The sequence below is a fragment of the Virgibacillus doumboii genome (assembly GCF_902806455.1).
In the GTDB taxonomy this organism is placed as follows: domain Bacteria; phylum Bacillota; class Bacilli; order Bacillales; family Amphibacillaceae; genus Lentibacillus; species Lentibacillus doumboii.
In genome coordinates this window covers 2,029,424-2,054,336 of sequence record NZ_CADCWQ010000001.1, presented here as the reverse complement: position 1 = coordinate 2,054,336, position 24,913 = coordinate 2,029,424, and the positions used below count along the sequence as shown (strand labels likewise).

Sequence of the window (24,913 nt, the reverse complement as noted above, 5' to 3'; positions counted from 1 at the left end):
TTTTATCCTCATGGACAAAAAGGGATTTTTTGATTGAAAGAGGTGGGTTTGTGAACAAAAAAACAGTGGTATTGGATCAGACGGCAATGTCGAGAGCACTGACACGAATTGCTCATGAAATCGTTGAAAAAAATAAGGGCGGCGAAAACTTGTTGTTGGTTGGTATCAAAACCAGAGGGGTTCCACTGACAAAACGATTGCAGGATAAGATAAAGCAAATTGAAGGAATCACAGTTCCTGTCGGTGAATTGGACATAACGTTATATCGTGATGATCTGGAAGAAGTGACAGTGGACCATGATCCTGAATTAAAAGACACCAATATTGATACGGAACTTAAAGGTAAAAAAGTAATACTGATTGATGATGTTTTATATACAGGAAGAACTGTCAGAGCAGCAATGGATGCGGTAATGGATATTGGCAGGCCATCACAGATTCAGCTTGGTGTATTAATCGACAGGGGGCATCGGGAACTGCCAATCCGAGCTGATTATGTTGGGAAAAACATTCCCACTTCGGATAAAGAAATAATCGTCGTTAATTTACAGGAAGAGGATGACGACGACGAAGTAAGTATATACGAAAAATAAATAGATAGACCTTTAACTAAATCCAGAGAGATTTAAAAGGTTGCCTGAGAACGCGTGTATTCAATAACTTTCTGCACGTATACCTCTTTGCGGCCTTTTGCAAAGAGGTTTTTTTAATGCAATTTAAATGGGAGGAATGGAAATGAGACAGAAAGAAATGGCATTAGACGTTAAAGAAGTACCGAAACCGCAAAAATGGATTATTTTAAGTTTGCAGCATTTGTTTGCAATGTTTGGATCAACGATATTAGTTCCATTTCTTACCGGCCTGTCACCGGCAGTAGCACTGATTTCCAGCGGACTTGGAACATTATCTTATTTACTGATTACGAAAGGTCAAATACCTGCCTATTTGGGATCAAGTTTTGCGTTTATTGCACCGATTATTGGTGCGACTGCAGCTGGTGGAGCAGCCGGGGCAATGATTGGCAGCTTTTTGGCTGGACTTGTTTACGGGATAGTGGCAGTTTTGATTCGATTTTTTGGGATAAACTGGCTTATGCGAATTTTACCTCCGATTGTAGTCGGTCCGGTAATCATCGTCATTGGACTTGGTCTTGCCTCAACTGCTATTGATATGGCGATGTATGTTCCTGGAATTGATGAGCAGGTTTACAGCAGCACACACTTTCTGGTTGCACTTGTTACCCTTGGCGTTACGATTATAGCTTCCATTTTCTTTCGAGGATTTTTTGGACTTATACCAATCCTGATAGGAATTGCTTTTGGATATGTATTCGCTGTTTTTCAGGGGATTGTCGATACGGCCCAAATTAAAGCCGAGTGGGCAGATATAACAACGGCTGGTTCCATTGGCGAGTTTTTCCTGGCAATCTTTCAGAAACCCGATTTTATCGTACCATTTGTAAACTACTCTCCCTTTGAGGTCATCAGTGGAGAAATTATTTTCTTAATGGCCCCCGTAGCACTTGTAACAATTGCTGAGCATATTGGTGACCAGATGGTATTGTCAAAGGTCGTCGGCAATAACTTTATCAAGAAACCCGGACTTCACCGTTCCATTATGGGTGATGGGGTAGCTACAATAATTGCATCGTTCATTGGCGGACCTCCAAATACAACGTACGGTGAAAACATTGGCGTTCTGGCAATAACCCGTGTATTCAGTGTCTTTGTTATTGCGGGTGCTGGAGTCTTTGCAGTTACCTTTGGATTTATCGGCATTATTACAGCGACAATCAGTTCCATACCTTCAGCAGTTATGGGTGGTGTATCGATACTATTGTTCGGGATCATTGCCTCAAATGGTCTGCGAATGATGATTGATAATCATATTGATTTGAGTGATAAGCGAAACCTGATCATCTCATCTGTCATTCTGGTAATCGGAATCGGTGGTGCATTTATCCAGGTTACCGATAACCTGCAAATTGCAGGTATGGCATTATCAGCGTTGATTGGAGTTGTATTAAACCTTGTACTGCCAGGAAAGGAAAGTGGCTATGGCAACGGAGCAATGTTTGATGACACTACAGTATCCGAAAAAGATGAACGTGCAGCATAGAGAGGAAGAATTTTATGCGACATTTCGTATCAACGAAAAATTTAACCTGTAAATCTATTAGTTCTATTTTAAACAGAGCAGAAGAAGTTCGTTTGCAAGATCAAAAGTTTTCAAAACAATTATTCGCTGCAAATCTCTTTTATGAACCGAGCACCAGAACAAAAATGAGTTTTGTGGCAGCACAGAAAAAACTGGGAATGGAAACATTTGATTTTCATATGGAAACTTCCAGTATAACAAAAGGGGAATCTTTGTATGATACAGCCAAAACGTTCGAGGCAATTGGTGCTGATATGCTGATGATTCGTCATCAGGACGACAACTGGTATGACGAACTTTTACCGAATATCTCCATACCAGTCATCAATGCCGGGGCAGGAAAAGGTGAACATCCGACACAGTGTATGCTTGATTTATTAACAATCTATCAGGAATTCGGAACATTTAAGAATGTAAAGGTTGTTATTGCAGGGGACATAAAGCATAGCAGGGTAGCACGTTCCAACGCATACGCGCTGAAGACGCTTGGTGCCGAGGTATACTTTGCAGCGGCACCGGGTTTTGGGGATGAGTCCATGGAATTTCCCTATGTTTCAATCGATGAGGGGGTTGAAATGTGTGATGTAATGATGCTGTTACGTATTCAGCATGAACGACACGAAACAGACCAATATGATACGACTTCCTATCTGAAGCAATTTGGACTTACGATTGAACGGGAAAGGAAAATGAAAAGTCATGCGATAATTCTTCATCCGGCACCAGTCAATCGAGGAGTTGAAATCGCAGAAGAATTAGTGGAATGTGACAGATCAAGGGTTTTTAAACAAATGGAAAACGGTGTTTATGTACGAATGGCGATAATTAAAATATTAGCAGAGAAATGGGGACTGGCATGATGAAACTATTACTTAAAAATGCAAGAAGAATTTATGACAAAAATGAAACAGGACAATGCGACATTCTAATTGATAATGGAAAAATAGCTGAAATAGCACCTGAAATTTCAGTGGATACGGATAAAATAATCGATTGTCAGAACAATTTTGTATTCCCCGGATTTATCGATGTTCATATCCATCTCAGGGAACCGGGCGGAGAACATAAAGAAACAATAGAAACGGGCACGAAAGCCGCTGCACGGGGTGGTTTTACTACAGTTTGCGCAATGCCGAACACTTCCCCTGTTCCTGATGACGTTGATTCGGTCAATGGTTTACATGAAAAACTGGAAAAAGATGCCAGTGTACGTGTTTTACCATATGCAGCAATTACAACAAATTTAGCAGGTAATGAGCTTACAAATATAACTGAACTTTCAAAAGCGGGTGTATTTGCGTTTACGGATGATGGAGTCGGAATACAAACTGCCGACATGATGCTCCGCGCCATGAAAGAGGCAGCCGCTAATAATAAACCAATTGTTGCCCATTGTGAGGATAACTCGATTCTTTATGGCGGCGTTGTTCATCAGGGAAACGCAGATAAAACTTTGGACCTTCCAGGAATTCCTTCACAAAGTGAATCTGTGCAGATCGCCCGTGATGTATTACTGGCGGAAGCAACCGGATGTCATTACCATGTTTGCCACGTAAGTACAAAAGAGTCAGTACGAGTCATACGCGATGCCAAAAGAGCAGGAATTCACGTGACTGCTGAAGTAACCCCGCATCATCTATTACTGAATGAAGATGTAATCGCTGAAGATGATGCCAACTTTAAAATGAATCCACCATTAAGAAGTGAAGAAGACCAAGAGGCTCTGTTCGAAGGTTTGATAGATGGAACAATCGATTTTATTGCAACAGACCATGCACCACACGCTGAAGCGGAAAAAGCACAAGGTTTTCTTAATGCCCCATTTGGGATTGTCGGTTTGGAGACTGCTTTTTCACTACTGTATACGAATCTTGTAAAAACAAATAAAATCACACTGCACCAATTAGCAGATTGGCTGACGATTAAACCAGCACAAGTTTTCAATTTGCCTTATGGGGCTTTAAAAGTAGGGGACGTTGCTGATCTCACTATTGTGAATCTGGATAAAAAAGCAAAAATAGATAAAAACACTTTTCTTTCAAAAGGAAAAAACACCCCATTTCACGGCTGGGATATACAAGGAATTCCAGTAGCAACAATTGCTGAAGGAAAAATCGTTTACAAGGAGGATTTTCATGACTGAACGGCAGCTTATTCTCGAGGATGGAACAGTTTTTAAAGGAAAAGGATTTGGCAGTGATGTCAACTTAACAGGAGAAATCGTATTTAATACCGGAATGACTGGATATCAGGAAGTTATTTCAGATCCGTCTTATTGCGGTCAAATCGTAACGATGACGTATCCACTTGTCGGCAATTACGGAATTAACCGGGATGATTTTGAGACTGTTACCCCATTTATTCATGGCTTTGTTGTAAAGGAATTATGTGAACAACCATCAAACTTCCGGAGTGATGAAACACTTGATGAATACCTGAAAGCAAATAACATTCCGGGAATATCCGGAATCGATACAAGAAAACTGACGAAAATCATCCGGAAAAACGGGACTATGAAAGCGATGATTACGGACGCGGATGATTCATTTGATGAACATTTTGAGAAAGTAAAAAATCTGCCATATCAAACAAATCAGGTGAAAATGACTTCTGCCGTGAAACCTTATGTTGTTCCCGGACGGGGCATGCGAATTGTACTGGTTGATTTCGGGATGAAGCACGGGATTCTTCGTGAACTGACCAAGCGGAATTGTCATGTGACAGTAGTTCCATACAATTACAGTGCAGAATATATTTTACGACTGAAACCTGATGGAATCATGCTGACGAATGGACCGGGTGATCCAAAAGATGTTCCGGAATCAATTGAGATGATTAAAACGGTACTGGGCCAGATACCATTGTTCGGTATTTGCCTCGGACACCAGTTGCTTGCACTTGCATGTGGTGGCGATACAGAAAAAATGAAGTTTGGTCACCGCGGGGCAAATCATCCGGTTAAAGATTTGGAAAAGAATAAGACATACATGACATCACAAAATCACAGCTATGCAGTTACACATGATTCGTTGGCACATACGGACCTCGTAATCACGCAGCAAGCTTTAAACGATGATTCGGTCGAAGGAGTGCGCCATACTTTTTATCCGGCTTTCTCGGTTCAGTACCATCCGGAAAGTTCTCCGGGACCGGAAGATACAAATCACCTGTTTGATGCCTTTTTACAAATGATTACTGAAACAAAAGCCAAACATAAGGAGAATGTATATGCCTAAGAACAACAGGATTAAGAAGATACTTGTCATTGGATCAGGACCAATTGTCATCGGTCAGGCAGCAGAATTTGACTATTCCGGAACACAGGCATGCCAGGCGTTAACAGAAGAAGGGTACACAGTTATTCTGGCAAACTCCAATCCGGCAACAATCATGACTGATCAAACTATAGCAGATAAGGTATACATGGAACCATTAACAACGGATTTTCTGATTAAAATTATCCGCAAAGAACAGCCTGATGCAATTCTTCCCACATTAGGAGGTCAAACAGGGCTGAACCTGGCAGTGGAATTAGAGAGAATCGGCATTTTAGGTGAATACAAAGTTGAGCTCTTAGGGACATCGCTTGAAGCAATCGAAAAAGCCGAAGACCGTAAAAAATTCCGGTCGTTAATGCAGGAATTAAATGAACCTGTACCAGACAGCCAAATTGTGAACTCGGTTGAGGCAGCAATGGATTTTGCGAAGAAAATAGGTTTTCCGGTTATCGTTCGTCCTGCCTATACACTTGGAGGAACCGGAGGCGGGATGTGTTATAACGAATCAGAACTCAGAGAAATTGCGCGTAATGGGCTGGCATTATCGCCTGTCAATCAATGTTTAATCGAGAAAAATATAGCAGGATACAAAGAAATAGAGTATGAAGTGATGCGTGATAAAAACGACCAGGCAATTGTTGTGTGTAACATGGAAAATGTGGATCCGGTCGGGATTCATACCGGTGATTCGATTGTCGTAGCACCATCCCAAACGCTCAGTGATCGGGAGTATCAGCTGTTGAGAAATGCATCACTGAAAATCATCCGGGCGTTGGAAATTGAGGGTGGATGTAATGTTCAGCTTGCAATTGATCCCAACAGTTTCAATTACTATATTATCGAAGTTAATCCGCGTGTCAGCAGATCATCAGCGCTGGCCTCAAAAGCTACAGGCTATCCAATTGCAAAAATGGCAGCAAAAATTGCAGTTGGACTGACAATGGATGAAATTATTAATCCAATAACAGGAACGACTTATGCCTGTTTTGAGCCTGCCCTTGATTATGTTGTAACGAAAATACCACGTTTTCCGTTCGATAAATTCGTAAATGGTAATCGTTACCTTGGTACACAAATGAAAGCAACAGGGGAAATAATGTCGATTGGACGAAATTTTGAGGAATCTTTATTAAAAGGGATCCGGTCATTGGATATCGGAACGGAAGAATTATGGCTGAAAAGTTTGGTTGATTTATCGCTTGATGAATTGAAAACACGCTTACAAAAAGCTGACGATGAACGGCTGTTTGTTCTCGCGGAAGTAATAAGGCGGGGCATGACCGTTGAAGAAATATTCCAGTTAACTAAAATAGACCGGTTTTTCCTTATTAAGATACAGCAATTAATTGAAATTGAGACGAACCTTAATAAAAATAAATATTCACAGGAAGTTTTACAGGAAGTAAAAGAACTTGGGTTTGCCGATAAACACATTGCCCGTCTATGGAATGTAACAGAGGATCAGGTATATAATCAGCGAATCGAACATTCCATCACACCTGTCTATAAAATGGTCGATACATGTGCAGGTGAATTTGAGTCGGAAACACCTTATTTTTACAGTTCGTATGAAGACGAAAATGAGTCCATCCGCTCTGAACGTAAAAAAATCCTTGTGCTTGGTTCAGGGCCTATCCGGATCGGTCAGGGGATTGAGTTTGATTATGCGACGGTACATTCGGTTTTAGCCATTAAAGAAATGGGTTACGAAGCTATCATCATGAATAACAACCCGGAAACAGTGTCAACCGATTTCAGTATTTCGGATAAGCTCTATTTTGAACCGCTTACGCTCGAAGATGTCATGCATGTTATCAACCTGGAACAGCCAGAAGGGGTAATCGTTCAATTTGGCGGACAAACAGCAATCAATCTGGCAGAAGGCCTGCAACGACGTAATGTCAACATACTTGGTACGAATCTGGAGGCAATTGATAAAGCCGAGGACCGTGATAAATTCGAAAAGCTTTTAACTGATCTCAATTTACTGCGGCCAGAGGGTAAAACGGTTAAAAAACCGAGTCAGGTATTGGAAGCAGCTAACGAAATTGGCTATCCGGTATTGGTAAGACCATCTTATGTTATCGGCGGAAGCCGTATGGAAATAGTTTATGATGATGACGAACTTCACACATATTTAGCAAAATCCAACGGCGCGGATGATACGCATCCAATTCTTATAGATAAATATATAACTGGAATCGAAGTGGAAGTGGATGCAATAAGCGACGGCGAATCGGTTATCGTACCAGGGATTATGGAGCATATCGAACGATCGGGTGTCCACTCAGGCGATTCGATTGCCGTTTATCCTCCGCAGCGGATCAGTGAATCTGTCAGACAGCAATGTATGGAGGCAACATTAAAAATAGCCCGGGGACTAAATGTTAAAGGATTAATCAATATCCAGTTTATCGTTTGCAATAATGATGTGTATGTTCTGGAAGTTAATCCAAGAGCAAGCAGAACCATACCGTTTTTGAGTAAAATGACAGGTGTGACAATGGCGAACGTTGCCACAAGGTGCATTTTAGGGGATTCGCTAACCAATATGGGATATCAAACAGGGATGTTACCTGAACAGGATATCGTTTCTGTCAAAGTACCGGTATTTTCGTTTGAAAAATTACGAAGTGTCGATACGATCCTTGGACCTGAAATGAAATCAACCGGTGAGGCAATCGGCCATGATAAAACATTGGAAAAGGCATTATATAAGGGGCTTATAGCTGCTGGTTTATCCGTACCACAGGAAGGTGCAGTACTCCTGACTGTATCAGATAAGGATAAGGAGGAAACAACGGAAATTGCAGATCGCTTTCACCAGCTTGGCTTTCAGTTGTATGCAACAGAAGGCACCGCTTCTTACATGAGAAGGGCAGGTATTCCGGTTACGCAAGTAGAAAAAATTGGCTCACCTGAAAAAAATGTATTATCCATAATCGAAAATGGCGATGTCCAGTTTGTAGTTAATACTCTCTCTTCAGGAAAACAGCCGCGTTCAGACGGATTTATGATCCGACGAGAAGCTGTAGAGCATGGTATTGCTTGTTTAACCAACCTGGATACAGCAAGTGCTATTTTAAATGTGATCGATTCAACTACCTTTAGTGCTAAACCATTAACAAAGAAAAAGGTTGTCCTATCATGAAAAAACGTGTGTGTATGACAGTTCAGTCAGTTCAGGAAATCGCTTTAGATACAGTAGAAATGACGTTACACAATTCGTATGTAGCCAAAACAGCAATGCCTGGTCAGTTTCTGCATTTACTTGTTGATGGTCATACACTGCGGCGTCCGGTTTCCATTGCAGATGTTGAACCTGAAAACGATTTGATAACAATTTTGTTTAAAAAAATCGGTGAAGGAACGAAACGCCTAGCATCCTATAAACCTGATATGACCATCGATGTACTTGGCCCGAGCGGCAATGGCTTTTACTATGACGTCAAAATATTGAAAGAAGCATTGTTAATAGGAGGGGGCATCGGAATTCCACCGCTTTATAACCTGGGTAAAGAATTAAAACGTACAGGAATAAACGTCACTGCGGTTTTGGGCTTTCAATCAAAAGAACAGGTATTTTATGAAAAAAATTTTAAAGAACTTGGTCCTACGTATGTGGTGACAGACGATGGAAGTTATGGATATCAAGGTCTTGTCACAGATCTACTGGGTCAAGTGGGGAATTTTGATCGTTATTTTTCCTGTGGACCGATTCCAATGCTCAAGGAAGTAAAAAAAGAGCTGTCGAATTTCCCCGGTTCCATCTCGCTTGAGGAGCGGATGGGCTGTGGCGTTGGTGCATGTCTGGCATGCGTAATTCCGACTGATAATCAAGGCGGGTACCGGAAAATTTGTAAAGATGGACCCGTATTTGCTGCAGATGAGGTGATGTTATGACAGAACTGGCTCTGAGTCTGCCTGGATTAAAGCTGAAAAATCCAGTCATGCCGGCATCAGGCTGTTTCGGGTTTGGCAGGGAGTACAGTGAGTTTTATGATTTAAATAAACTCGGTGCTGTCATTATGAAAGCAGCAACAGGTAACGCACGGTTCGGAAATAAAACACCACGGGTTGCTGAAACTGCCTCGGGGATGTTAAACGCGATTGGGTTGCAAAATCCTGGTGTGGAAAAAATTATGGAAACGGAAGTACCATTTTTGAGTAAATATAATCTCCCTATCATTGCAAACGTGGCAGGGAGCTCAATTGAAGAATATGTCAAAGTTGCAGAAACTTTTAATAAGCATAAATCTGTCAGTGCTCTGGAACTGAATATCTCCTGTCCGAATGTGAAAGAAGGAGGCATCCAGTTTGGAACAGATCCCGAAATGGCTGCCAATGTTACCGAAAAGGTTAAAGCAATCAGTAATCTTCCGGTATATGTGAAGCTGTCACCAAACGTTTCGAATATCATTGCGATGGCGAAAGCGGTTGAGCAGGCAGGGGCAGATGGATTATCAATGATTAATACAATAACCGGCATGCAAATCCATCTCGCAAGCAAGAAACCATTATTGGCCAATAAGACTGGCGGACTATCCGGTCAGGCAATCAAACCGATTGCGATTCGGATGATTTATGAGGTGAAGCAGCATGTGAAAATTCCAATTATTGGGATGGGTGGCATTTTTACTGCCGAGGATGTCCTGGAATTTCTGTTGGCAGGAGCCAGTGCAGTTGCTGTCGGAACAGCTAATTTTCAAAATCCGTTCGTTTGTCCGGAAATTATTGATGCATTGCCGGGTGTTTTACAAAAATACGGATTTGATTCAGTAACAAGTGCGATTGGAAAGGGGAATATCTCATGACGGAAAACATGTACCTTGCTTTGGATTTTCCAACGTGGGATGAGGCAAAACATTTTATTGACGAAAATAATTTTCACGGTATTCCTGTAAAGGTGGGAATGGAATTATTTTACCGGGAAGGTCCGGATTTAATTGAAAGACTGAAGCAGGATAACCACAACATCTTTCTTGATTTAAAACTTCATGATATACCGGCAACAGTTGGGAAAGCGATGAAGAATCTTGCAAAACTGGGTGTGGACATCGTAAATGTACATGCTCTTGGCGGCAGTGAAATGATAATACAGGCTAAAGAAGGGTTGTTGTCTGGAAATGTGTCAGGCCATGAAACGAAGCTGATTGCGGTTACGGTGCTTACATCAATGGACGACGAAATGATGAACAATGAACTGATGATTCAAGGAAAGGTACAGGATAATGTTTTACATTTTGCCGACTTTGCAAAGAAAAACGGTGCGGATGGTGTCGTATGCTCTGTCCATGAAGCAATGCGTATTAAGGATGTTTGCGGACCGCAATTTTTAACCATTACACCTGGTATTCGGTTGCAGGAATCTGATAATAATGACCAAAAGCGCGTTGCAACTCCTTCTTTTGCGCGAGAAAACAAAGCAGATATTTTGGTTCTGGGCAGAACAATAACAAACGCACAGGATCCAAAAGCAGCATATAAAAAAGTTCTGGAGGAGTGGGGAAATGGGAACAAGTCGTGAAATTGCAAGGAATCTATTAGACATTGAAGCTGTGAAAATACGTACGGATGATTATTTTACATGGACATCAGGAATTAAATCACCAATATATTGTGATAACAGGCTAACCATGTCTTATCCGGAATTACGAACGAATATTGCTGAGGCATTTGTCCAACTGATCGAACAGATGGATCAAAAACCTGATGTGATTGCAGGTTGCGCAACGGCAGGTATTCCTCATGCGGCATGGATTGCTGATAAACTTGATTTGCCAATGGTATATGTCCGCTCAAAACCAAAAGGACATGGCAAAGGTAATCAGATAGAAGGTACTATTGAAAAAGGACAACGCGTTGTTGTCATAGAGGATCTGATTTCCACGGGCGGATCGTCTATTGAGGCGGCAAAGGCACTGCAACAGGAAGGTGCTGATATACTCGGGGTATTGGCGATATTTACGTACGGATTAGAAAAGTCAAAGCAGCAATTCAAAAAAGCAAAATTAACTTACCAAACGATTACTGGTTATGATGAAATTCTGAAGTTACTTGCTGCTGACGGGAAAATTGATGAAGAGGAAAAGAGGAAGCTGCAAGGGTGGCGGGAAGAATTGTAGTTTATTAAAAAATCAGGTGAAATTTGCAATAAAGAGATAGGATTTAAGACACTCTTCAATAGGAGTGTCAATTTTTTTGAATAATATATTCTAATTTTATTGAATTTTATATTCAAAAATATTAGAATAAAGAAAGGAGGTAATTTAATGGATTTATTTTCAATGGGAACAAAGAAAAAAGAAACGTACAAGATAGAGCTGAAATATTCGCTTTTATGGGAAGCTGCGTTAGGGATTGCGGCTATTACAAATACGTCTTTGGTAGATACGCTTGATCTGTCCAGTGAAAAGCGGAAGAGTATTAAAAAGTCGCTGTCTGAAAATATGATTGCCCAACTTGAATATGTGCAAAACCATAATACATGGAAGACCTTACTTCAATTATTGCATCAGAAAGACTTCAGGGATTTATCAACATTTGCTGATTTTGTTCGAAACCTCTCTTCAGAAGAGTTAATGGAAATCGCAATACCGTATCTTGGAAGAGATCATGAAGTGACAAAAAAAGAATTAATACAGGGTTCAGAGAAAGCTCTTAAGAAGTTGCAAGATAGTACAAAAGGAAATTCTTTTCTTCCTTCATACTTAGAATTTATTAGTAATGCAGATACAGAAGAATTAAAAGACCATCTGATTGAAGTAATGTCTGGTTGGTATAAGACAGTTATAGAACCTGAAACAGAAATGCTGCAACAAGTGCTTACCAGGGATATGGAATCAAAAGAAAGAATGATGAAAAAATTGGAGCCGGAACAATTTATCGAGTGGGCAACAGATGGCATGAGCTATCGTCCAGAACCTAGTGTTTATAAGGTCATCCTCATACCTCATTTTATTTATCGTCCCTGGAACGTAGAGGCAGATATAGCAGGGGCCAAAGTCATCTATTATCCGATAGCGAATGAGAGTATCTCACCTGAAAGTAAATATGTACCAAATAAAATGCTTGTACAAAGATATAAAGCACTCGGAGACGAGACACGATTAAAGATTTTAAAAATGATAATAGAAAAAAATTTATCTCTGCAGGAATTAACGGATGAATTAAATATGGGAAAAACAACGGTTCATCATCATTTGAAGATATTAAAGTCGGCAAGATTAGTGCTTAATGACGCTGCCAAATATGAAGTGAACGAGCAGACATTAAGTCTATTACCGGGAGAACTAAATCAATTTTTGCAGGAAAAATAATTTTTGGGGGAAAAGAGATGAGTGAATCGCATGTACATTTTTATTCAGATAAAGAAGCAGTACCTGAATTTAAAAGAAATTATCAGGTTTTCAGGTTCATAGGAGGGAATCTGGTTTCTTTTTTTGGAGATCAAATTTACTTAATAGCACTCCCATTAATCGTATTAGCCATAACTGGTTCTCCCATGAGCATGGGAATTGTTGCAGCATTAGAGAGGTTGCCGGTTTTGATTCAGCCATTCACCAGACTATTGGCGGATCGATTTAACCGCAAGAGGATATTAATAATTTGTGATATGGGAAGATTTTTTACGATAGGTGTAATGGGTTCCTTGCATATGGTCAACTCACTTTATATTTGGGAAATCTATATAGGTGCATTAATAGTTGGGGTTTTAACTCAAATCTATAATACTTGCCAATTCGCATCCATACCTAAGTTGGTCCGGAAAAAGGATTTGCAACTGGTTAATTCTATTAATACCGGGATACTTCATACAGCAGTTTTCGTTGCTCCGGGATTGGGAGGCATAATTATAAGTATTGCTGACCCTGGGTTGGGACTGCTAGTAAATAGTATAAGCTTTTTGATCGGTTTCCTTGTCGTCCTAAGTCTGGATATTAATAGTAATGCACAGCAAAATGAAAGAAAAGGGAATGCAATGGTATTTACTGAAATAAAAGAAGGATTTGACTTTGTGATTAAACAAAAACCTATTTTCTTTACTAACATTGCCATGCTCTTTTCAGTTTTTGGAACAACGCTTTTTTTAACAATGCTGGTGATTCACTTAAAAGCTTCAGTAGGATTTAGTGTGGAACAAATAGGTTATTTACTTTCCATTGGAGGAATTGCTGCGATAGGTGGTTCGCTATTGACAAACGTATTGAAGAAATATTTTTCATATAGAAGTATCCTATTTTTGTCAGGAACAATAGGAGGTATTTCAATCGTAGTGTTTGGGCTTTTTGATGCTTTTATGATATTAGTGATAATGAATGCATTGGGTACATTATCTGCTTCCATTATGAGTCCCTGTATTGTAACAATCCGGCAAACACTTAGTCCGGATCATTTATTAGGACGAGTGCAAGCTACAAGTCGATTTATGACGTGGATATTAATGCCAGTTGCAGCTTTGGCAGCGGGTTATATTGCAGATCAGTTTGGAACAGAAACTACAATTATATTCGGAGGTGTTATTGCTACCGTTGCATCATTTGTATACATACATCCTTCTCTTAAAACAAGTTCATAAATTATACATACTTAAGTTTAATGATGCTGTCACATCATTTTAAAGATTTATTTTTGATTTCAGAATTTCTCTGTGATATATTTATTCTGAATTCAAAATATCTAAACCAAGGTAAATTAAAATGACTTGAATAGAGTTACCTCGGATTTATGGGAGGAATTATAAATGAATGGCGTTAAAGGAATACACCATGTTACTGCCATTACTAGCAGTGCAGAAAAAAACTATGAATTTTTCACGTACATTCTCGGTATGCGGCTTGTAAAGAAAACTGTTAACCAGGATGATATTCAGACATATCACTTGTTTTTCGCTGATGATAAGGGCGGCCCTGGCACGGATATGACATTCTTTGACTTTCCGGGAATCCCTCAAGGTCAGCATGGAACAAATGAAATTTCCAAAACTTCTTTCCGCGTACCAAGTGATGAAGCGCTGGAATACTGGGTTAAACGGTTTGATCACTATGAAGTAAAACACACGGGAATTAAAGAACAATTCGGTAAAAAGACACTATCATTTGTTGATTTTGACGATCAGAAGTATCAGTTGATTTCAGATGAGAACAATGAAGGCGTTGCTGCTGGCACACCATGGAAGGATGGACCAGTACCTTTGGAATACGCGATTACAGGTCTGGGACCAATTTTTGTCCGCATCGCTAACTTTGATTACTTCAAGGAAATGATGGAAAAAGTACTGATGTTTAAAGAAATCGATCAGGAGGAATCATTCCATTTATTTGAGGTAGGAGAAGGAGGAAACGGTGCACAGGTAGTGGTTGAGTATAATGCTGTAATGCCAAATGCCCGTCAAGGATACGGAACAGTTCACCACTCAGCATTCCGCGTTGAAGATCGTTCTGTGCTGGAAGAATGGATTGAACGCATGCATAGCTTTGGATTCCGGACATCCGGTTATGTGAACCGCTTCTATTTTGAATCATTATACGCGAATGTGGCACCACAAATTCTATTTGAGTTTGCGACAGATGGTCCAGGCTTCATGGATGATGAGCCATATGAATCCCTCGGTGAAAAATTGGCTTTACCTCCGAAACTTGAGCCAAAACGGGAGCAAATTGAAAACATGGTCCGTCCAATTGATACCGTCAGAAGCACAAAAGATATTAAAAAAGAATATTTCTAAGAAAAAGGGGTTGGGACAAAAGTGTTTTATCCATAACAAAATCCGAACATATTGGAAATGGTGCATAAAACCGCTCCGCGAATATACTTCGCTTTCCGGGGGCGGCTGATGAGCCTCCTCGTGCTAGCGCACTTCGGAGTCTCACCGATGCCTTTCCTCCCCCAGGAGTCTACGTATATTCCCCCCCGCTATCCCCATGCATTGTTCGTCTTTTGGCAACACTTTTTTGTTTTGTCCCAGCCTCTTTTAAATGGATTAGGATCCATTATTCTGGATATTATTCCTACTCTTTTGGCTTAATACCATCCATTCATCAATAGCAAACGAAGCTATGCGGTTATTTTCAATCTTTATTTGAAAATAATCATGTACCGATTCTGTGGCCTCTAAAATTAACGCATCAACTTTTTGTATGCCTTCCTCATCGTCCAAGGTTCGATGTACCCATTCATGATATGGTAACCTCTTCTTCCTCGTATTCTCTTTTAGTATCCGTAAATTTTGATTAGCGAATAGATTTCTCCATTCCGATATGGAATATGATCGGAAATGGCTATAATCTCTCATCCTTTCGAGCTTGTTTATAAATTTATCCAGAGAGATGTCCTCCGGTGAAATGTTATCGATAAGCAAAAATTGTCCATTAGCTTTAAGGACCCGGCTAACCTCTCTGACAAAATGTTCAGGATTCGGAAAATGGTGTGCTGCGATTCGGCATGTAATAATATCAAACGAATTATTTTTAAACGGTAAATCCTCAGCATCAGCAACAGTATAGCTGATATTTTGGTGAGACTTCAGATGTTGTGCAGTGTTAGTAAGCATTTCTTCAGTGATGTCTGTGGCAATTACTTTATCCACATGATTCGCTAGTGTTTTTGCAGCATAACCGCCGCCTGTTGCAATGTCCAGGACTGTCATAGTGGATTCAGGTTTTAACCACTCGACCATCAAAGCTAAATCACTGCCTGTTGAATGCGTTGAACTTGTCACGTAGTCATGTTTACTTTTCGAAAAAACACGTTTCACACTCTCTTTTTCATTCAAAGTAATCACCTTCGTTTCCTTGTTTACTATATATCATACATACTACTATGCAATAAGTATAATATTGGTTTATAATCATAGGTGATAAATTATACTTATTGACTAGGATGGTTACATGAAAATAGAAGATTATGAATTACTTTTAAAGCTAAATGAAATAGGAACGATTCGCGGCACCGCCAAGGCAGTTTTAATCTCCCAGCCGGCAGTTACACAAAGACTTAAATATATTGAGGAATATTTCAGTCAGCCAATCTTTATTCGTACATCAAAAAGTTTGGTGCTTACCCCCGCAGGTGAAATGATTCTGGACCATGCAAAAGAAGTGATTGTCCATGAACAGGGGATAAAGAATTCGCTTGCTCGGTCAAGTGAAGAAGTCCAGGGAACACTGTCAATCGCGTGTTCATCGCTTGTCAGTCAACGTTTTTTGCCGTCTATACTGGCTGAATATACGAAGAAGTATCCTAAAGTTGCTATTGATTTGGTTACCGGAATAAGTGAAGGTATAAAAAAGAATCATAAGAATTATCATGTCTGCATTATCCGGGGTGAAAAATTAAAAGAAAGCATTTCAACAAAACTGTTTGAAGATCCGTTGTATATTTTTGATACTGAGCCCTTTCCGGAAGATAAAATTAAAGAACGCCCGTTAATTTCATTTAAGAGTGACGACAGTATGCATGAACAGGTGGATAATTGGCTTTATCATCATCAGGACCAGATTAAACCGCTGAAAATGCTCCGGGTTGACCAGATTGAAACGTGCAAACAGTTCATGAAGGAAGGTCTGGGGATGGCTGTATTACCAAAGAGTGTTTCCGATTCCATGATGGATGACTATGCAAATATACCAATGAACCTGAACGGAGAACGTGTTACCAGGGATACTTGGGTATGTTATCAGGATGGTACCCGTAAATTACCACAGGTTGACCATTTTATCACTGCTTTATTGAATCAAAAGTTTCAGTAGATGTATGTTTAAAAATAAAAAAGGGGAGGAACATATTTATATACTTGTCTTTAAAGGAGTGTAGATAAAATGAGTGAAGTATTTTTCACTTCAAAAGCCACTGCACAAAACGGAAGAGATGGACATGTCAGGTCAGATGATGGATTAATTGATTTTAAACTGGCTAATCCTTCAGATAATAAAGAAGATAAAGCATCAAACCCTGAACAGCTTTTTGCTGCAGCATATTCGGCCTGTTTTGATAGCGCATTGAATTTGGTTGCTTCACAGCAAAAGAAAAAAATAGACTCAGAAACTACTGCAGAGGTAAGTCTTTGCAAAGATCCGGAAGATGACGGTTTTAAACTTGAAGTTACGCTAAACATTAAAATTGAAGGTGTGAGCCCGGAAGAGGCAGAGGAATTAGCAGAAGGTGCCCACCAGGTTTGCCCATACTCAAAAGCAACAAGAGGGAATATCGAGGTTGCTTTAAATCCTCGTGCAGTTGAGAAGCCTAGCTAAAATATAAAAATACTTGAAGGCGATTTTGAAGGTCGTCTTCAAGCATTTTTGGTGTTGTTGGAGGACATATTTACCACTATTTTGCGAAATAACACGGCTTTCAACGGTTTGGCGGACATATTTACCGTTATTCAGTCAAAATCTCAGGAAATTGCTTCTTTTCTTGACCAATAACGGAACAAATGTCCGTGAACTTTTTAAAAACACTGTAGTTACTACAAATAGCGGAATATATGTCCGGGTAAATAGTTTTCCCATCATAAGTGACTATTTTCCATTTCTCAGTTTCTCGGCAATTGCTTGTTCAGGAGTAACAAATAATGTTTTCTGATTATCATACGTTACATATCCAGGTTTTGCACCGTTCGGCTTTTTAACATGGCGTATTCTTGTATAATCAACAGGGACTGATGAAGACTGTCTGGATTTACTGAAATATGCTGCCAGTTGTGCCGCTTCAAGCATTGTATCCTCACTAGGATCTTTATCACGGATAACAACGTGTGAACCAGGAATATCTTTCGTGTGGAGCCAGATATCATCCCGGTGTGCAAGTCGCGTCGTTACATATTCATTTTGTTTATTATTTTTTCCAACAAGTATTGACGTTCCATCTGAAGCAGTATATTTTTCCGGATTAGGCTTCAATTGCTTATTTTTGTTCTTACCCTGCTTCTGCTTTTTCAGATAGCCCTCTTCGCGAAGTTCATCACGAATTTCCTCAATATCATCTTCGCGTGCAGTGTCTATTTGTTGCAGTAGTTGTTCCAAATAGGTAATTTCATTGTTTGCTTTCTTAATTTGCTGTTTTACTTTCTGTCTGGAAGTTTTTAATTTTTGATATGTCTTAAAGTATCCCTGAGCGTTTTCACTTGGTGTTTTATTGGGATTTAATTCAATTATTATTTCTTTCTGTTCCGGATCATAATAGTCTATTACTGTTACTGCTTCATCCCCATGCTTGACCATGTGCATATGTGCCGTTAACAACTCACCAAGATGTTGAAAGCGATCCGCACTTTCGGCTTTTTTAATTGTCTTCTCATGTTTTTTAAGTTTCCGTTCATTTTTATCTTTCTCATTTTTGATAAATTGGTAGAGATCTTTGGCCTGCTGTTTGACACGGTCACGTTCAGCTTTACCTGAATAAAAGCGGTCAAGCATCTCATTTGTTTCCGAAAAAACCTCTGTATCTCCTTCGAGAAAAGTAAGCGGGAGTACGTGAAATTGCTCTTTTTTGTGCCTGTAAATAGATGGTGTGTAGTCGTTATACTGTACCAGATTCTGTACTTCCTCAAAACTCCTTTTATAGATGCCTGTCTCCCCAAGCCTTGATTTATGCACAATTTCTTTGGCAATTAAAGGTGAAACACCTACTAGTGTATGAACAATTTGCATATCCATCTTCCCGGCATTGAAATCAAGCTTCCTGACAAATGTCTCGCCGTCGATATCCAACAAATTAAGCTTATTCTGACTTGGCGGGAGTTTATATTCGTGTCCTGGAAGGATAGTCCGATAGCGATTTTGCGAAACAGGTACATGTTTTAAGCTATCAAGAATATGACCCTCATCACCGTCAACCAGCATAATGTTGCTATGCTTTCCCATTAATTCAATTATAAGCTTTTTAGTTGTAATATCACCGATCTCATTTCGTGATTGAATGGAAAAGGTAACAATTCGTTCAAGTCCGTACTGCTCAATGGAGTCGACTATTGCTCCTGAAAGATATTTTCTCAGCAGCATGCAAAACATCGTGGGTTCTTTTGGATTCTTATACGAATCACCCGTTAAGTGTAAACGTGCATAAACGGGATGAATAGACAGCAGCAAAGAATGATTTCGGCCTTGGCTCCGTATTGTAAAAACAAGTTCCGTAGTTGTTGGCTGATATATCTTTGTGATTTTTCCGGGAATAATTTTTTCGTTTAATTCATTTGTTACCGCTCGTGTTACGATTCCATCAAATGGCATATGATCACCTTACTTTCTTTTCTAACCGGGCACTTCGGCTTTTCCTGTCTAGCTCCAACTCCTAGCGACTAGCGGACTTCCTGACTTCTCCCTACGATAAGTCAACATCGATTCGCAAGGTGAAGGTAGGCCGACTAAAACCGGCCTTTGCGGCCAACGTCGGCATACCCCTGATGCAGGGGCATGTTTCCTTTATCTCAGTCGAAGCAGTCCAGTGAGTACGTCGCTGAACAGTCGTCTCCGCTTTTCCATCAATTATAGCATTTTTTGGGACGGGTCTGCATAGATATCGATATAAGTATTACGTTCAAATATTGTGCGGAGGAATGCAGATGAAATGGTATCAGTTGGATGCAGATCTTGTTGAACAAAAATTACATGTGACCACAAGGCGAGGACTCAGTGAAAAACAAGTGGAGCAACGGCGCAAACAATTTGGGCCAAATAGATTGGAATCCGAAAAGAATACTTCAAAATGGCTGATTTTCCTTAAGCAATTTCAGGACTTTATGGTACTGGTTTTGCTTGCTGCTACATTAATTGCCGGGCTGCTGGGTGAATATGTTGATGCTATCGCCATTATGGTAATCGTTTTAGTAAATGGCTTTCTCGGCTTTTTTCAGGAACAAAAGGCGGAAAAATCACTTGCTAAACTTAAAGAGATGTCCGCTCCTGTTGCGAATGTATTTCGCGAAGGCAAATGGGAGAAGATTCCATCGGGAGATGTTGTCGTAGGTGATGTTGTCCGCATAAATAGTGGGGACCGTATTCCTGCAGACATGCGAATTATGAAATCGAACAGCCTGGAAACAGAGGAATCTGCTTTGACCGGTGAGTCACTTCCTGTAATGAAGCATGCCTCTGCCATTGAAAAGGACTCACTCGACGCCCAGGATCAGGTCAATATGGGGTTCATGGGCACTCTGGTTACAAGGGGATCAGGCACTGGAATTGTTGTCGGCACCGGTATGGATACGGTGATGGGACAAATTGCTTCATTAATGGTCAAAACGAAGAAGACGGTTACACCACTGGAATATAAGCTTGCTGAACTAGGGAAAATTCTGATTGCCGTTGCATTAGTCCTGACTGCTTTAGTTGTACTTGCAGGGGTTTATCAGGGACACCCAATTTATAATATGTTTCTTGCCGGGGTATCGTTGGCAGTTGCAGCAATACCAGAAGGGTTGCCGGCCATTGTTACGGTTTCACTGTCACTTGGCGTTCAGCGGATGATTAAGAAAAGAGCGATAGTCCGCAAGTTGTCAGCGGTGGAAACTCTGGGATGTGCATCGGTGATTTGTTCGGACAAGACCGGGACAATGACTGAAAATCAGATGACGGTAAAAGAAATTTTTGTTAACGGACAGGATTTGTATGTTACCGGTGACGGGTATGATGTACAGGGCAATTATTTTTTCAATAAGGAAAAGGTAGACCGTGACTTTCCCAACCTTGAATCAATGCTTTTATACGGCATGCTATGTAATAATGCTTCACTGCAGGTGAAGAAAGGTAAATATTATGTTGATGGAGATCCAACTGATGGGGCGCTTCTTGTAGCCGCCAGAAAAATTGGTTTGTCTCCGAAGACTAACGATAATTTTCGAATTATAAAAGAGATACCGTTCGATTCTGATCGAAAGCGAATGAGCATGATTGTGGAAGATGAAAATAATATGCGTTTTTTAATCACGAAAGGTGCACCGGAAGTACTGCTGCCACGCTCCACATTTGTGTTGGGCGATTCCGGTCGAAAATTGTTGCGGTCCGAGGAAAAGGAAAAAATCGATAATAAGATTAATGATATGGCACAGAAAGCATTACGTACATTGGCTGTAGGAATGAAGCCGATTCAAAAGGACGATCCGCTTAACACGGCATCATTGGAAAAAGATTTAACGTTTGTCGGATTGTACGGGATGATGGATCCTCCGAGAAAAGAAGTGAAAGCAGCAATTGAAGAGTGCCGGGAAGCTGGTATAAAAACAGTAATGATTACCGGTGATCATGAAAAAACTGCCCGTGCAATAGCGACTAATCTGAACCTCCTGCCGGAAAATGGGATGGTGCTGGATGGCTATCAACTGAATCAAATGTCAGTTTCAGAGCTTCGTGATGTAATTGATCAGGTTTACGTATTTGCCCGGGTTACCCCGGAACATAAATTAAAGATTGTCAAAGCATTTCAGGAAGAAGGACATATTGTTGCGATGACTGGAGATGGCGTGAATGATGCACCGGCGATTAAAGCAAGTGATATCGGTGTAAGTATGGGAAGAAGCGGAACAGATGTAACAAAAGAAGCATCTTCACTGATTCTGATGGATGATAATTTTGCAACTATAAAAACGGCCATTACGGAAGGCCGGAATATATATGAAAACATCCGTAAGTTTATTCGCTATTTACTTGCATCAAATGTCGGTGAAATTCTGGTAATGTTATTTGCGATGTTATTAGCGATGCCATTGCCACTAGTACCTGTTCAAATATTATGGGTGAACCTGGTAACGGATGGTCTCCCGGCTATGGCCCTGGGGCTGGACCAGTCTGAAGATGATGTGATGAAAAGGGGACCGAGAAATCCGCGTGAGGGTGTATTTGCCAGAGGATTAGGATTTAAAATAGTCAGCCGGGGACTTTTAATCGGGGTATTTACATTGGTAGCCTTCATGATGGCTTATCAGGGGAATCCTGACAATCTGATTTATGGACAGACTGTCGCTTTCACTACACTGGTAATGGCGCAATTAATTCATGTGTTTGATTGCCGAAGTGAACATTCCATATTCTCTCGCAACCCATTTGAAAACAAATATCTGGTTCTTGCGGTTCTGTCATCACTTCTGTTACTACTGGTGGTAATCTATTGGGAACCATTGCAGCCAATCTTCCATACTACTTTTTTAAGTATCAGAGATTGGATGCTTATCCTTGTATTAAGTGCATTACCAACTGTTTTATTCGGCTTTACGAAAAAGTAATATAAAAACCCTTCTTTATTTAAAGGAAGGGTTTTTATTTTGTACGAATCATTGCTATAATTAGGTAGGTCAAATTCACAATAGGTGTGATAATATGGTAAAAAGCATGACAGGATATGGACGTGATGTAATTTCTTTTGATGAAACTACGATAACAGTTGAAATCCGCAGTGTGAATCATCGCTTTTTAGATTTTTCTGCGAAGATGCCCCGTTCCTTATTGTTTTTAGAAGATAAAATAAAACGGATCATACAATCATACTTCCATCGTGGCAGATTGGAAGTGTTTCTTAATATTGATGGAAATAGTCTAGTTGAAAAAGAGTTACTAACAGATTCGAACCTGATGGACCAATACATAGAAGAAATAAGAAGAGCAAAATCACGCTATGATCTTTCTGGAGAAATTCCGATCACAATCATATCAAACTTTCTCGATTTATTTTCAGTACACGAGAAAGAAAATCAGCCTGATGACTTGAATGATTTAATTGTCGCCGGAACGAAACGTGCGTGTGAACGGGTTAGATCCATGAGGCAAGAAGAAGGAAGATTTCTTTTGGAAGATTTGAATACCAGAATGGAACGGATTAGGGAAACAGTCCAGCAATTACAGACCCGTCGTGAATATGTAATCCGGGAGTATCGCGAGCGTGTTCAGGCACGCATTGACAACTATATCGGTGAGAATGCTATCATTGATGAGGCACGGATGCACCAGGAAATTGCATTGCTGGCAGAAAAAGGTGATATTACGGAAGAGATCACACGGCTACTTAGTCATATTGATCATTTTTCTGAAACGATTGAGATGCAGGAAGCAATTGGCAGGAAATTGGATTTTAATATTCAGGAAATGCATCGGGAAGCGAATACAATCGGATCAAAGTCGACCGATGCCAAAATTAGCGAGTGGATCGTTAAATTAAAAAGTGATATTGAGAAAATGAAAGAACAAATTCAAAATATAGAGTAAACATTTGAATTTTGCATTCCTTTTTTCTTATAATAGTCGTATTATATTAACAGTATCTAAACTAGTAACAGATTTAATAAAAATAGACATACTGCAAGATTAGAACAATTAAGGGGGAGCCAATTTGAGTTTACGTTTAATCAATATAGGTTTTGGGAATGTTGTTTCTGCCAATCGGGTTATTTCGATTGTGTCACCGGAATCAGCACCAATTAAGCGAATTATAACTGTTGCACGTGATAACAATAAATTAGTGGATGCTACATACGGACGACGTACCAGAGCAGTAATCATCACAGACAGCGATCATGTCGTCTTATCTGCTGTTCAGCCGGAAACTGTTGGGCAACGTGTTATAAGTCATGAAGAAATTTCAGATGAATAACTAGGAGGAGCCATTTTGATTGAAGAAAAAGGTATATTATTTATACTATCCGGTCCATCAGGTGTAGGGAAAGGAACGGTCAGACGGGAACTGTTTGATAAAGCGAATGACCTGAAATATTCAATTTCCATGACAACGAGAGAAAGACGTCCGGGTGAAACAGATGGTGTTGACTATTTTTATAAAACAAAAGAAGAATTTGAAGAAATGATAGAGCAGAAACAACTGTTGGAATATGCTCAATTTGTCAATAATTATTATGGAACACCAAGGGAATATGTTGAAGACACACTTGCTGCTGGTCTCGATGTTTTCCTTGAAATTGAGGTTCAGGGCGCCTTACAGGTGAAAGAAAATTTCCCGGAAGGTGTATTTATCTTCTTATTCCCGCCAAGTCTTGAGGAATTAAAGAATCGAATCGTTAATCGTGGCACAGAGACACAGGAACTGGTTTTACAGCGGCTGCGTGAAGCACGAAAAGAAATCGAAATGATGGATGCTTACGATTATGTCGTCGTTAATGATGATGTGAATGCGGCTGTTACAAAGATCCAATCGATTATCCAAAGCGAGCACTGCAAACGGGAAAGAATTGCAAAACAATATAAACAGTTATTGGAGGATGAGATGTCATGATGTTAGAACCATCAATTGATGAGTTGCAGAAAAAAATCAAATCAAAGTACACACTTGTAACATTATCAGCCAGAAGAGCACGGCAAATACGTGAAACGAATAAAGTCTTAGTCGATAACCCAAAATCGCATAAGTATGTTGGGAAGGCACTTGAAGAAGTACTGGCTGAGAAGTTATTTGTAAAAGAAGATAATATTTAATTCTGTTATACCCTCGCTGTTCATTTACTTGCGGGGGTTTTGTGTTATAACTATAGTAGAAGTTTT

The 24,913-nt window shown here is 40.0% G+C and carries 22 protein-coding genes; 20 read left to right on the top strand and 2 right to left on the bottom strand.

Going from position 1 to position 24,913, the window contains the following annotated elements; translation table 11 throughout:
- Window positions 1-50 precede the first annotated feature (50 nt).
- The 13 genes from pyrR to G6R02_RS09925 all read left to right on the top strand — a co-directional run bounded on the left by pyrR (window position 51) and on the right by G6R02_RS09925 (window position 15,162).
- Window positions 51-593, top strand: a complete 543-nt coding sequence (pyrR, locus tag G6R02_RS09985) for a bifunctional pyr operon transcriptional regulator/uracil phosphoribosyltransferase PyrR (RefSeq protein WP_164669080.1) — start codon at window positions 51-53, stop codon at window positions 591-593.
- 142 nt (window positions 594-735) lie between these two features.
- Entirely contained in the window at window positions 736-2,118 is a 1,383-nt protein-coding gene (locus tag G6R02_RS09980; protein ID WP_164669079.1) for a solute carrier family 23 protein, read from the top strand.
- A 14-nt stretch (window positions 2,119-2,132) separates the two neighbouring features.
- Window positions 2,133-3,017: an aspartate carbamoyltransferase catalytic subunit gene (locus tag G6R02_RS09975; protein ID WP_164669078.1), complete on the top strand. Its 885-nt coding sequence runs from the start codon at window positions 2,133-2,135 to the stop codon at window positions 3,015-3,017.
- On the top strand, window positions 3,017-4,300 hold the full coding sequence (locus G6R02_RS09970) for a dihydroorotase (RefSeq protein WP_205520192.1): 1,284 nt from the start codon (window positions 3,017-3,019) through the stop codon (window positions 4,298-4,300). Before G6R02_RS09975 ends, G6R02_RS09970 begins: the two co-directional genes overlap by 1 nt.
- Entirely contained in the window at window positions 4,293-5,393 is a 1,101-nt protein-coding gene (locus tag G6R02_RS09965) for a carbamoyl phosphate synthase small subunit (protein WP_164669076.1), read from the top strand. Before G6R02_RS09970 ends, G6R02_RS09965 begins: the two co-directional genes overlap by 8 nt.
- Window positions 5,386-8,586, top strand: a complete 3,201-nt coding sequence (gene carB, locus G6R02_RS09960) for a carbamoyl-phosphate synthase large subunit (RefSeq protein WP_164669075.1) — start codon at window positions 5,386-5,388, stop codon at window positions 8,584-8,586. Before G6R02_RS09965 ends, carB begins: the two co-directional genes overlap by 8 nt.
- The gene (locus G6R02_RS09955; protein WP_164669074.1) at window positions 8,583-9,338 is read left to right on the top strand and encodes a dihydroorotate dehydrogenase electron transfer subunit; all 756 of its coding nucleotides are present in this window, start codon (window positions 8,583-8,585) and stop codon (window positions 9,336-9,338) included. The genes carB and G6R02_RS09955 overlap by 4 nt, the downstream gene beginning before the upstream one ends.
- The gene (locus G6R02_RS09950; RefSeq protein ID WP_164669073.1) at window positions 9,335-10,249 is read left to right on the top strand and encodes a dihydroorotate dehydrogenase; all 915 of its coding nucleotides are present in this window, start codon (window positions 9,335-9,337) and stop codon (window positions 10,247-10,249) included. Before G6R02_RS09955 ends, G6R02_RS09950 begins: the two co-directional genes overlap by 4 nt.
- Window positions 10,246-10,962: an orotidine-5'-phosphate decarboxylase gene (gene pyrF, locus G6R02_RS09945; RefSeq protein WP_164669072.1), complete on the top strand. Its 717-nt coding sequence runs from the start codon at window positions 10,246-10,248 to the stop codon at window positions 10,960-10,962. The genes G6R02_RS09950 and pyrF overlap by 4 nt, the downstream gene beginning before the upstream one ends.
- Window positions 10,946-11,560, top strand: coding sequence for an orotate phosphoribosyltransferase (pyrE, locus tag G6R02_RS09940; RefSeq protein WP_164669071.1), 615 nt, complete (start codon window positions 10,946-10,948; stop codon window positions 11,558-11,560). Before pyrF ends, pyrE begins: the two co-directional genes overlap by 17 nt.
- A gap of 147 nt (window positions 11,561-11,707) precedes the next feature.
- Entirely contained in the window at window positions 11,708-12,754 is a 1,047-nt protein-coding gene (locus tag G6R02_RS09935) for an ArsR/SmtB family transcription factor (protein ID WP_164669070.1), read from the top strand.
- Between the two features lie 17 nt (window positions 12,755-12,771).
- Window positions 12,772-14,013 carry an MFS transporter gene (locus G6R02_RS09930; RefSeq protein WP_164669069.1) on the top strand — a complete coding sequence of 414 codons (1,242 nt, stop codon included), beginning with the start codon at window positions 12,772-12,774 and terminating at the stop codon, window positions 14,011-14,013.
- A 165-nt stretch (window positions 14,014-14,178) separates the two neighbouring features.
- Complete coding sequence (locus tag G6R02_RS09925; RefSeq protein ID WP_164669068.1) at window positions 14,179-15,162, top strand: ring-cleaving dioxygenase; 984 nt, start codon at window positions 14,179-14,181, stop codon at window positions 15,160-15,162.
- Between the two features lie 255 nt (window positions 15,163-15,417).
- Here the strand turns inward: G6R02_RS09925 and G6R02_RS09920 are convergent, their stop codons facing one another.
- Complete coding sequence (locus G6R02_RS09920) at window positions 15,418-16,209, bottom strand: class I SAM-dependent methyltransferase (RefSeq protein ID WP_164669067.1); 792 nt, start codon at window positions 16,207-16,209, stop codon at window positions 15,418-15,420.
- A 115-nt stretch (window positions 16,210-16,324) separates the two neighbouring features.
- On the opposite strand from G6R02_RS09920, the gene G6R02_RS09915 reads away from it, so the two are divergent.
- Together G6R02_RS09915 and G6R02_RS09910 are read left to right on the top strand one after the other, a co-directional pair.
- Window positions 16,325-17,185, top strand: a complete 861-nt coding sequence (locus G6R02_RS09915) for a LysR family transcriptional regulator (protein WP_164669066.1) — start codon at window positions 16,325-16,327, stop codon at window positions 17,183-17,185.
- 69 nt (window positions 17,186-17,254) lie between these two features.
- A complete protein-coding gene (locus G6R02_RS09910) occupies window positions 17,255-17,686 on the top strand; it encodes an organic hydroperoxide resistance protein (RefSeq protein ID WP_164669065.1) in 432 nt (143 codons plus the stop codon).
- A gap of 267 nt (window positions 17,687-17,953) precedes the next feature.
- Here the strand turns inward: G6R02_RS09910 and G6R02_RS09905 are convergent, their stop codons facing one another.
- Entirely contained in the window at window positions 17,954-19,663 is a 1,710-nt protein-coding gene (locus tag G6R02_RS09905) for an Rqc2 family fibronectin-binding protein (protein ID WP_164669064.1), read from the bottom strand.
- 332 nt (window positions 19,664-19,995) lie between these two features.
- Here G6R02_RS09905 and G6R02_RS09900 point away from each other — a divergent pair, with 332 nt between their 5' ends.
- The 5 genes from G6R02_RS09900 to rpoZ all read left to right on the top strand — a co-directional run bounded on the left by G6R02_RS09900 (window position 19,996) and on the right by rpoZ (window position 24,847).
- A complete protein-coding gene (locus G6R02_RS09900; protein ID WP_164669063.1) occupies window positions 19,996-22,650 on the top strand; it encodes a calcium-translocating P-type ATPase, SERCA-type in 2,655 nt (884 codons plus the stop codon).
- A gap of 94 nt (window positions 22,651-22,744) precedes the next feature.
- On the top strand, window positions 22,745-23,626 hold the full coding sequence (locus G6R02_RS09895) for a YicC/YloC family endoribonuclease (protein ID WP_164669062.1): 882 nt from the start codon (window positions 22,745-22,747) through the stop codon (window positions 23,624-23,626).
- 124 nt (window positions 23,627-23,750) lie between these two features.
- A complete protein-coding gene (gene remA / locus G6R02_RS09890; protein ID WP_164669061.1) occupies window positions 23,751-24,011 on the top strand; it encodes an extracellular matrix/biofilm regulator RemA in 261 nt (86 codons plus the stop codon).
- Between the two features lie 15 nt (window positions 24,012-24,026).
- Window positions 24,027-24,647 (top strand): guanylate kinase, encoded by a 621-nt coding sequence (gene gmk, locus G6R02_RS09885; protein WP_164669060.1) that lies wholly within the window; start codon window positions 24,027-24,029, stop codon window positions 24,645-24,647.
- Window positions 24,644-24,847 carry a DNA-directed RNA polymerase subunit omega gene (gene rpoZ / locus G6R02_RS09880; protein WP_164669059.1) on the top strand — a complete coding sequence of 68 codons (204 nt, stop codon included), beginning with the start codon at window positions 24,644-24,646 and terminating at the stop codon, window positions 24,845-24,847. The genes gmk and rpoZ overlap by 4 nt, the downstream gene beginning before the upstream one ends.
- Window positions 24,848-24,913: the final 66 nt, after the last annotated feature.